This is a genomic window from Lysinibacillus sp. NPDC098008, from assembly GCF_044760715.1.
Lineage (GTDB): Bacteria > Bacillota > Bacilli > Bacillales_A > Planococcaceae > Lysinibacillus.
Window position 1 is genome coordinate 469,654 of record NZ_JBIWBA010000002.1, and the last position, 10,800, is coordinate 480,453.

10 protein-coding genes are annotated in these 10,800 nt (G+C 32.4%); all 10 read right to left on the reverse strand.

The annotated features are described in order from the left end of the window. Nucleotides 1–138: 138 nt before the first annotated feature. Nucleotides 139–1,269, reverse strand: a complete 1,131-nt coding sequence (gene pseC / locus ACIQVU_RS04640; protein ID WP_402894079.1) for a UDP-4-amino-4,6-dideoxy-N-acetyl-beta-L-altrosamine transaminase — start codon at nucleotides 1,267–1,269, stop codon at nucleotides 139–141. A gap of 156 nt (nucleotides 1,270–1,425) precedes the next feature. Then, the gene (locus ACIQVU_RS04645) at nucleotides 1,426–2,100 is read right to left on the reverse strand and encodes a class I SAM-dependent methyltransferase (RefSeq protein ID WP_342545865.1); all 675 of its coding nucleotides are present in this window, start codon (nucleotides 2,098–2,100) and stop codon (nucleotides 1,426–1,428) included. Nucleotides 2,101–2,102: 2 nt separating this feature from the next. Further along, entirely contained in the window at nucleotides 2,103–3,269 is a 1,167-nt protein-coding gene (locus tag ACIQVU_RS04650; RefSeq protein WP_342545864.1) for an ATP-grasp domain-containing protein, read from the reverse strand. Next, nucleotides 3,269–4,315 carry a pseudaminic acid synthase gene (gene pseI, locus ACIQVU_RS04655; protein WP_342545863.1) on the reverse strand — a complete coding sequence of 349 codons (1,047 nt, stop codon included), beginning with the start codon at nucleotides 4,313–4,315 and terminating at the stop codon, nucleotides 3,269–3,271. The genes ACIQVU_RS04650 and pseI overlap by 1 nt, the downstream gene beginning before the upstream one ends. Beyond that, the gene (gene pseG / locus ACIQVU_RS04660) at nucleotides 4,312–5,265 is read right to left on the reverse strand and encodes a UDP-2,4-diacetamido-2,4,6-trideoxy-beta-L-altropyranose hydrolase (RefSeq protein WP_342545862.1); all 954 of its coding nucleotides are present in this window, start codon (nucleotides 5,263–5,265) and stop codon (nucleotides 4,312–4,314) included. The genes pseI and pseG overlap by 4 nt, the downstream gene beginning before the upstream one ends. Before the next feature lie 11 nt (nucleotides 5,266–5,276). Further along, nucleotides 5,277–5,999: a cytidylyltransferase domain-containing protein gene (locus ACIQVU_RS04665; protein WP_342545861.1), complete on the reverse strand. Its 723-nt coding sequence runs from the start codon at nucleotides 5,997–5,999 to the stop codon at nucleotides 5,277–5,279. Between the two features lie 73 nt (nucleotides 6,000–6,072). Next, entirely contained in the window at nucleotides 6,073–7,038 is a 966-nt protein-coding gene (gene pseB / locus ACIQVU_RS04670; RefSeq protein ID WP_402894086.1) for a UDP-N-acetylglucosamine 4,6-dehydratase (inverting), read from the reverse strand. A 115-nt stretch (nucleotides 7,039–7,153) separates the two neighbouring features. After that, nucleotides 7,154–7,498, reverse strand: coding sequence for a DUF8042 domain-containing protein (locus tag ACIQVU_RS04675; protein ID WP_312123818.1), 345 nt, complete (start codon nucleotides 7,496–7,498; stop codon nucleotides 7,154–7,156). Next, nucleotides 7,498–9,189, reverse strand: coding sequence for a motility associated factor glycosyltransferase family protein (locus ACIQVU_RS04680; protein ID WP_312123819.1), 1,692 nt, complete (start codon nucleotides 9,187–9,189; stop codon nucleotides 7,498–7,500). Before ACIQVU_RS04680 ends, ACIQVU_RS04675 begins: the two co-directional genes overlap by 1 nt. 93 nt (nucleotides 9,190–9,282) lie before the next feature. After that, nucleotides 9,283–10,542, reverse strand: coding sequence for a flagellin N-terminal helical domain-containing protein (locus ACIQVU_RS04685; protein ID WP_402894092.1), 1,260 nt, complete (start codon nucleotides 10,540–10,542; stop codon nucleotides 9,283–9,285). Nucleotides 10,543–10,800: the final 258 nt, after the last annotated feature.

Sequence of the window (10,800 nt, forward strand, 5' to 3'; positions counted from 1 at the left end):
ATAGCACTATACATCGAAATTACTTATTACTATTTGGAACTAGCATGATTTTATCACAATCAAGCTTTTAATTTTCTACTCCATTATATAAAACTCCATTATTTAGTTAATATTTAATTTCCAAAAATCAATTAGTACTTACAAAAAATGCATTAATTTATTTATGATAAATTCCACCTCTTCATTACTAAGTTGAGGGTGGATTGGCAATGTCAGAGCTTTATCATACCAAGTCTCCGCCACTGGACAAAGCTCTTTTCTATATCCTAATTGCTGATAATAGGGGTGCCAATATACAGGTATATAGTGCACATGCACACCAATATTTACGGCACGCATTTCTTCAAATACTAGTTTTCGGTCTGCCTTTTCTAGTTGAATCATATATAAATGCCAGCCTGAATTCGTTTCTTCTAATTGCTGTGGCACTTGAATACCTTCAACTTTTTGTAATGCTTCTGTATACATTGCTGCAATCTCACGTCTTCTTTGCAAAAAAGTATCAATTTTAGATAGTTGAGATATTCCTAAAGCTGCTTGTAAATCCGTCATACGATAATTATAGCCTAGATCTGTCATTTCATAATACCAGCCACCCTGCTCCTGCGCATAAGATGTTTGCTCAATACCATGACTACGGAATTTTAAAAGTTTTCTATAATAGTCTTCATTATTAGTAACAATAACCCCACCCTCTGCTGTCGTAATAGGCTTTACAGGATGGAAGCTAAACATGGTCATGTCCGCTTGTATTCCAACTTTACTCCCTTTATATTCAGCACCTAACGAATGAGCGCCATCTTCAATAACAACCAGATTGTGCTCTTTCGCAATTGACATAATTTCGTCCATATCGGCAGGCTGTCCTGTAAAATCAACCGGAATAATTGCTTTCGTTTTCTCTGTAATATTAGCTTGAATTTGTGCCGGGTTGATATTATAAGTCACTGGGTCAATATCAGCAAAAACAACCGTTCCTCCAACATAACGTACACAGTTTGCACTAGCAACAAAAGTAATAGGAGAAGTAATAACTTCGTCTCCTTCTCCAACCTCCGCAGCATAACAAGCACCATGTAATGCTGCTGTTCCATTACAAAAAGCAACTGCATATTTTGCTCCAACAAAATTCGCAATTACTTGCTCAAACTCAGCAACTTTAGGTCCTTGTGTTAAAAATGGCGAACGTAGTGTATCAATAACTGTTTGAATATCTTCTTCATCAATTGATTGACAACCATATGAAATAAAATGCATATATTTTCGCATTATCTATTATTCCTCATTTCACAAAATAACAATAAACACAGAAATAATTAACAATATTTTTCGTAAAACTCTCTGCGTATAATAAAGAGCCATATGTATCTAATTCAAATCAGAAACTTGTTACTCTTCTATTTTAATAATACATTTTATATCTTTCTAATTAATCTTTTGAGCTGTGATAACCCACCAGCTATTATGTTCTTTCAAATTATTTTTCCAATAATCATCTCGCTCAATTAACTCAACTTTAAAATCTGCATTTTGTAATAATTTCACAGCCTCTTCCTTATCCAAAAAAGTATAAGTAAGCCCACTATAAACTCCTTGATTCTCAAGTAAATATGTATTTCTTGCTAACTGCTTTCCTTGTTTATATAAAAAGTCTTCTTTTGTTCTAAAATTAATAAAAAGCTTACCATTCTTTTTAAGAAATTTATTTACTCTTTCTAAATCTTTTTTTATCTCTTCTTCAGGTCGCAAAAAGGCTACTCCGAACATCAAAACAACATCATAAAACTCTGTATATTTTACATCATCTAAATTAGCTAATTTTACATGAACATTACTACCAAATAAGCTTTTGACCGTATCTACACTTGATTCACTATAGTCTATTCCATGTGCCTCAAATCCATAATCCATTAATAATTTCAAGTGCCTACCAGATCCAAAACCAATATCAAAACCTCTGCGTGTTTCCTTATTTTCTTCTATATTTGGATAGTTACGCGCTAAAAAAGCTACTACTCGTTCATTTGGATATAACATAACATCCTTTTCAATAACAGAGGACCAAATCTTTTTATTTTGCTCATCATAATTTTTCACCATTATTATCGCACCACCGAATCTAATACATTTTGTCTTAAATCTAATATTGCTTCTTTTGTATTTGCTTTTAATAGAAAATAGCCTCTCTTATAAATATCAGCACCTTGCTTTACTGTAGGTACCGTATCATTAATATTTAGGTTAAATTTAAATTTAATGATACCATCCTTTGAATAATCTAAAGCTTTTGTAATTTTTTTATTTGGCAAGTCCCAAAAATATAAGCCTATGAAATTTGTTTTGTCTGTTAGTACACAATCATTATTGTCATTCGTCATTATATTGATACATTGTTGAACAACAGGTTCTCTGTAATACACATTAAGTAAGTTCTCATAAATCCCTAACCCCGCTGGTCTTGGTGAAGCTTCAATAATAAAAATTTGTTCCCCATCAATAATTACATCAGCATGCATCATTACATTTTTTAACCTGACTATATGTACTAATTTTTCAAATTCCTTTTTTACTTTTTCTTGAATGCTATTATCAATTACAATAGTAAATCCTGTTTCTTGTCGATATGGCATATCAGTCAGCAGTTTCTCACGAATACTCAGTATATAAACTTTATCTGAAATAACTAAATCCACACCATATTCAATCCCCTTTACGAATTCACTTATTAAACAGTGCTCTGTTGGTAATAAAGCATCTAGATGTTCTTGTATTAAGGCAGAGTCTTCTTTCTCAACAAGAACAATACCTCGACTTCCAGAACCTTTACTTGGACGTAAAATACAACAACAATTCCATTCTTCTAGAGCAGCTTGAATCTGAAATATAGTAGGCTCTTTTATTGAAAGTTCTTTTGGATTATAGAATCCATGAGTTATCTTAAACTCCTTAAATTTTTCTTTATCTGAAAATAATTCAGCTTGCTTTCGAGTTACTCCCTTTAAGTTTAATGCATCATTGACAGCACCCATTGTAGTAATTAAACTTCCAATTGGTACTGGTATAACAAAATTAATAGCATGCTTTTTTGCTAGTTCAATTATTTTTTCTTCATTTTTTATGTCTATACAATAACCTTCATTAGCTACAGTCAATCCCCTTGCTAAAGGATTGCCATCTACAGCTATAACATAGATACCTAATTTTTGTGCTTCTTCAATAAAAAAGATTTGTTCTTCTCCAGCACCAACAGCCAAAGCTTTTAAATTCACTATAATATTAGCTCCCAACTTACAGGTGTTCCTTTTTTAGCATCCTGTTTAATCGTCTTACCTAATAATAAATCATAATATTTAGTAGGCAATCCAAGCCCTGGACGTACATCTCTTAAATTTTTTTTTGTAAATACATCTCCTACTCTCATATCTTCACCAATGTAAAGAGAGCGTCGGTCATCGGTTGCTTTTATTTCAGATTCTGTCGGACCATATTTTATATTACCTACAGCTTGCCAAGCTCGCTCCGTTTCTTCCACTAACATTTTTAATTCATGTGGTTCCATCGAAAATGCCGAATCTACTCCACCTTCAATACGAGAAGTTGTAAAGTGCTTTTCGATAACTGTCGCTCCTAAAGTCACAGCTGCTACAGATACTCCTAGTCCCATCGTATGGTCAGATAAACCCACTTCTACATTAAATAAATCACGCATATGTGGTATAGTAGCTAAATTTGAATTCTGTGGTGATGCAGGATATGTACTTGTACATTTTAATAAAATAATTTGGTTATTTCCTTCTCTTAATACGGTTCTAACTGCTTCATCTAATTCTGATGCTGTCGCCATACCAGTTGATATAATAATAGGTTTACCTGTACTTGCTACTTTTTTTATTAAAGGGATATCGACATTTTCAAATGATGCTATTTTATAGGCTGGGACATTCAATGTTTCTAAAAAATCTACCGCTGTTTCATCAAATGGTGAGCTAAATACAATTAACCCTAATTCATTTGCATAATCAAAAATCGGTTTATGCCATTCCCATGGTGTGTATGCTTGTTCATATAAATCATATAATGATTGTCCCTTCCATAAACTATTTTCATTTGTTATGAAAAATTCATCTGTATGCACATCTAATGTAATTGTATCCGCAGTATACGTTTGTAATTTTAACGCATCTACTCCTGCTTCTGCTGCCAACTCCACTAAATGTAAAGCTCGTTCTAATGATTGATTATGATTGCCCGACATCTCAGCAATAATAAAAGGTTTTTCATGCTTTCCTATCTCACGATTTCCTATTTTAATCATTGTATCAACTCCAATATAGAATCTACCCATGCATTAGGTTTATCATTTTCTGTTATCTTTAATCCTTTATCACTTACTTGTTGTAATTTATCAACTGTAACAGTATTCAATATATTTTTATATGTGGCTACAGTTACTTCTTCGTGCCATCCTAGATTTATACAAGTCCCTATCTGCCCCGCATAAGTAGTACCTAATCGTTGATTTTCTGCAACAATTGTACATATTGAAGGTAAACCTATAAAACTTCTTTCCCAAGCTGTGATGCCTCCAGCACCTATAGATAAATCTGCTTTACTCATTAATTCAGCCATATAATTAATTTGTTGGTGATATTGATAACCTTTTTCTATACAAATTTTTTGAATCTCTTGTCTTTGCATGTTACTACTTCCAACAACAATATCGACATGTTCAAACGATGTAGTTTGCAGCGCTTTTAATACTTTTAAAGTTTCAATTGTCGGATCAGATCCGCCCATAAAAACAAGTAGACGATTAATTGAATGTATTTTTCTAGGTTGACGTACAGCTAAAAATTCATCACGCAAAATTAAATATTGTGGTCCTAAATGCTTTATACAATGTTTTGGCACTAATAAATCATAACGTACAGAATAGTCTGGAAGTACACTTTGATCTAATAAAATATCACAATCATGCTCACGATTTGCTAAATCATCTATCACCATAATATATTTTGTATAATTACGCATTTCTTTTTCATCTTGAATATCTCTATCATAACAATCTACTATATATAAATCTGCTTTTGTATATTCAAAACTATGCTCATATCCCTGTTTTATAACATAATCAATTAAATTACCGGGCAAATTACGCATGACAAAAGTAATATAATATGAATATTTCTTTAAATTATTTGCAATAGTTAAGCATCTCATAATATGACCGATACCAATTTCAATTGAAGCATCTGCTACAATCACAATTTTCTTCATTAAATCACCGGTTTCTGCTGAATATGTGCATTTATTTTTGCTATTTCAGGATGATTTTTTAAATATTGAATAACTTCTACGCTTGATACTAAGGGATTTTGAAAATAATTTGCAACAGCTTGTATTAATTTATAATCTTCTTTTGTATCGAGTGTAATACGTAACTTTAAAGCTTTCCGATTTTCTGGAACTTTATAAGTCACTGCTTCAAATTGTTCTTTAAATTCATATGCATAATATGTAACATGCTCACGATGACGTGGCTTCTGACCCACATTATAAATATGTAATAGTGCTTTGTATGAAATGATTTCAACCGCTAATCCGCGCGGAATATCTCCCTCTAAAAAAATAATATCCTTGTGTTCTTTTTGTATTAATTTAACCATTTCACTAGCCATTTCATAATCTACAAATGGGCAATCTGATGTAACTCTCATAATATAATCAGGTTGATACAATTTTGCACATTGTATATAGCGATCAAGCACATCATCTTCTGACCCACGATAATATACTACGTCATGTTTTTCACACCACCTTACAAGTTCATCATCCTGTGGTAATGAACTTGTTGCTACAATCACTTCACTTACTCCTTCAATTGATTTACAACGAGTAACGTTATATGTTAATACATCAACATCATGAAGCGGTTTTAAAATTTTTCCTGGTAAACGTGATGAACCCATTCTTGCTTGAATAATAACTATTATGTTCACCCTTGTACCTCCTAATTAAATTCTAATAATATTTTAAATAATATAAAATCCCCTAAAATTATTCATATTGTTGTTATAGATTTTCTATTAATTGCTGTAATTGTTTAATACTTAACCATTCTGTATTCTTATCACTTGTGTAAGCAAAGTTTTCTGGTAAAAGCTTCCCTTCATTAATATATTCCATCGACCACCATGGAAATTCAGGTTGGATGACATAATACGTATCAAACTCCTTAGTATGCCGAGCATCATCTTCTGTTATCATTGCTTCATGTAATTTTTCTCCTGGGCGAATGCCTACAATTTCATATTTACAATCTGGTGCAATTGCTTTTGCTAAATCCATAATATTCATACTTGGAATTTTAGGCACAAAAATTTCGCCGCCATGCATACGTTTTAAGTTTTCTAATACAAATTGGACACCTTGTTCTAACGTAATCCAAAAGCGCGTCATACGTTCGTCTGTAATCGGAATCACACCTGTATCCTTAATCTTTTTAAAAAATGGAACAACACTTCCTCGACTACCAACAACATTGCCATAACGAACTACTGCAAAACGGGTTTTCTTCTCACCAACATATGAATTTGCTGCAACAAATAGTTTGTCTGATGCTAATTTGGTTGCACCATACAAATTTACTGGTGAACAAGCTTTATCTGTTGAAAGTGCAATAACCTTCTCTACGCCACGATCAATTGCAGCTTCAATAATATTTTGTGCACCATGAATATTCGTTTTGACTGCTTCAAATGGGTTATATTCACAAGCATCTACATGTTTCATTGCAGCCGCATGAATAATGATATCTACACCATCAAATGCTCTATATAATCGCTCCTTATCACGAACATCTCCAATAAAAAAGCGTAAACGTTCATCATGAAATTCCTGTTTCATTTCATATTGCTTTAATTCATCTCTACTGAAAACAATAATCTTTTTTACATCTAGTTCTAAAGCTTTACGTATAAACGTCTTACCGAATGAACCTGTACCACCTGTTACTAATACTGTTTTATCTTGTAGCATAACAAATCCTACCTCTGCTCTAAAAGTGTTTGGATATTATGTATAATCATCCACTTATTCTTCAAATATTTCGTTAAGAGTAACTCAAATAATGTTTACACTATTCCTGATCTCTTTAATTATTTTGGAAACTAATAGCTTCCAATTTTTCGAAAAACGGAGCTACCTCATACTCAAATAAATCAGCTACTAAAAAGTAATCCTTATTCTCTAATCCACTATTGATTTCATTTAAAAACTCTGTTGCTTTTTCTACACTAAATCCTGTTGCTACTTTATTTTGTATCAACAGCTTATCTGCCTCAATCAACCAAAACATTCCATCAATAAAATCCTGAATAATAGCTAATCCTCTATTTTTATTTGCAACTCTTAAATCATTCGCAATAATTATACACCCTGCTGGTACCTTTACAATATATTCATTATAACTCTCAACTACTTGTTTTATTTCTTCCATCATAAATTCTCCTGCTCTTTATAATATTTAATCGCTTCTTTATACAGTCGATTGACATACGTTAAAATATCTATTAATTCCATGTACAAAGATTTATTTTGCTCATATACTCTATCAAAAGCTTCTTTATCTGTTTCATTTACTTTTGGCAAATAACCCGTTATAATCTTTTGTTGAATCGGGTCTAAAATAGCCTTAATCGGTAACTCACTTAAACTTTTTTGAATCTGTTCATCCGCTTTTTCTAATTTTTTTAACGTTTGCGGAGAAAATGCTACTGGTGATTTATTTAGCGCAAGAGCACTTAATCCTTCTTTGCAATAAGAAATAACTTTTTGTTGTACTCTCACTTCTTTCAATAATTCAGCCTCTAAATCAAATGAAATTATTTGTTCCCTTGTTGGTTCAATAATTTCAACTATACCTTTAGAAACATTTAGATCACAAAACTCCTTAAAAGGCTGTTGTTTCATTCCTTCAATATATGCTCCACCTTCAGTACAATTAAATACTCGTTCTTTTCCAAAGAAATTTCGGAGTTGACTTTCAAAATTTTCTTTCATTGCATTCATTACAGAAGAAGTCCACACATCATCATTATAATATCCTTTTACTTTATAATGCCCTTTCAATACATGCTCTTCATCTTTTATTTTAATTGATCCCGCATTTCCTTCGGCATGACTTAAATTATTAGTAAAGGCCAAGTCCTGTCCTATAAAGGCAATCTTTCCTGTCGTTATATATAATGCAAAAGATAAAGATAGGTTAGCAACTGATGGTCCTGCTGCTAACATTGGAACAGTAATATTTAATTTATTTTTTAAATAGCGATAGTTAATACCCCCACCGTCTCGTTCAGTCACATAATAAGGTGCCTTAAATTGTCTTGGGATAAATGGATGACTTGTCATATGATAGATAAGCTTTGCATGTTTAAACTTTAATGGACTAAATAATTCATAATTAACTATATTGCCATCTAATGATAGTATATAGTCTGGTTCAATATTTTCCTTCATCAATGTTGTAATTGTAGATCCTGAAGCAACCAGGATAATTTGTTTACGATATTTCCTAACTAGGGGTAATTGTTTTATTAACGATGGTCCTGCTGATGCAACAACAACTGGAGCATTATATTTTCCTTCTAAGTGTTTAACAGAGCAAGATTTTAGTAGATTCCCCATATTGATTAATCGATTAAATTCCCATTGCAATGCTCCATCATACTTTGTATTTTCATTTATTAACAAAGTTTCTTGAAATTTTCTAATATGCTGCAATAAATTTTTATACTCTTCTGAACAAATTTTATCATAATTGGGTGTTGTTATAATTTGAATTAACTTACCATTTTGTTCTCTCTCATAAGTTAAAAATAGAAAAAGCTTATTTAAACTTTTTTTATCTAATTTTAAATAGTTGATATCCTCTTTAATCTCTAATAATCCTAAGTCTACTAAAGGATCAATAATATAAATTTCTTCATCAAATTTTTTCACTTTTTTATATTGTTCATAAACATATCCTAATCCCCATCCAAATAAAACATGTACATGATGAGGTTTGTAGCCTTTTTCTACGATTCTTTCCGCTTCTTTGATTGGATTATACTTACTATGGACATATAAGTTATTAATTTTTAATGTTTCATATGTATATTGTTCTTTTTCAATAGTATATTTCATCTCGCTCACCTACCTAATTACTATATCGGTTCCTTCTTATAATTTTATACAAAAAACTCCCCATCTATTAAAGATAGGGAGCTTATTTAAAAATTAACCTAAAAGTTGTAATACACCTTGTGGTTGTTGGTTAGCTTGCGCTAACATTGACTGTGCAGCTTGCATTAAGATATTGTTCTTAGTGAACTCCATCATTTCTTTCGCCATATCTGTATCACGGATACGAGATTCAGCAGCTGTTAAGTTTTCAGAAGCAGCACCTAAGTTGTTAATTGTATGCTCTAAACGGTTTTGAACCGCACCTAGCGCAGAACGTTGCTCAGATACTTTTTTAATTGCATCATCAACAGCTGTAATTGTACCAGTAGCTTGGTCACGAGTAGATACATCTACACCGCCTACTGTGAATTTTCTTCCGTCGCCAAAAGCAGTTGTAAGACCAATTCCAGTTGCTGTTAATGATACTGAAGTTGATTTACCGCCATCAATTTCAATTGTTACTGTACCACTAGCATATGTCCCTACTTTTTTACCGTCTTTTAAAACATTGGAACCGCTAATTTCATATTCACCAGCAGCAATTTTAGAAACATCTGCATTTGCATTCAAGCGAACTTCAGCTTTTCCATCTTTAACGCTAAGAGTAGTACCAGTTGAAAGACCTGTTCCATTAGCAATACCTGTGAATGTTGTTACAACATTACCATCTACTTCAATTGTATTGCCAGCAATTTGTCCAACTTTCTGACCTTTAGCATCTAATAAATTACCATCTTTGTCAACTTTATATGAACCATCTTTGAAATTAGCTGATACATCTTTACCAGTCGCACCTACAACTGTTTTTGTTAAACCTAAGTTTGCTGCTCCCATGTTGCCAATATCCATAGCCATATCTTGGTTTTCATTTGCACCAATTTGGAATTTACCTGAGAATGAACCATCAAGTAATTTTTGAGTATTAAACTCTGTAGTAGTAGCGATACGATCGATTTCTTTTGTTAATTGCTCAATTTCTTGTTGGATTGCGTCACGGTCAAGGTTAACGTTTGTATCGTTCCCTGATTGAACTGCTAATTCACGCATACGTTGTAGAATTGAGTGAGTTTCGTTTAATGCACCCTCAGCAGTTTGGATTAAAGAAATCGCATCTTGAGAGTTTTTCGTAGCCATGTCAAGACCACGGATTTGTCCGCGCATTTTTTCAGAGATTGCTAAACCAGCAGCATCATCACCAGCACGGTTGATCTTGAAACCTGAAGATAATTTTTCAAGGTTTTTTGAAGCTTGTGTGTTGTTGAAACCTAAGTTACGGTGTGCATTTAATGCAGAAATGTTGTGTTGAATTCTCATTTGGAATTCCTCCTTGAATTGTTTTTTTGTATAACCCACGTCCCTGTGGGAGAGTTTGGAATCAGTAGTTATGTACTACTTCCGCCTTACACTATATATATCGTAAGCTGTTTTAAATGTTTAATAGTTTTTTATAAAATTTTTTAATTTAATATATTTTCAAGCGTGTTGTTAGAAGGAAAACGCTTTGTCTAAAGCATTCTCTCGTTGATTGGCGTGAAAGGTGGCGACTCTAGCGGAAAAAGTGCGAGCTGAAAA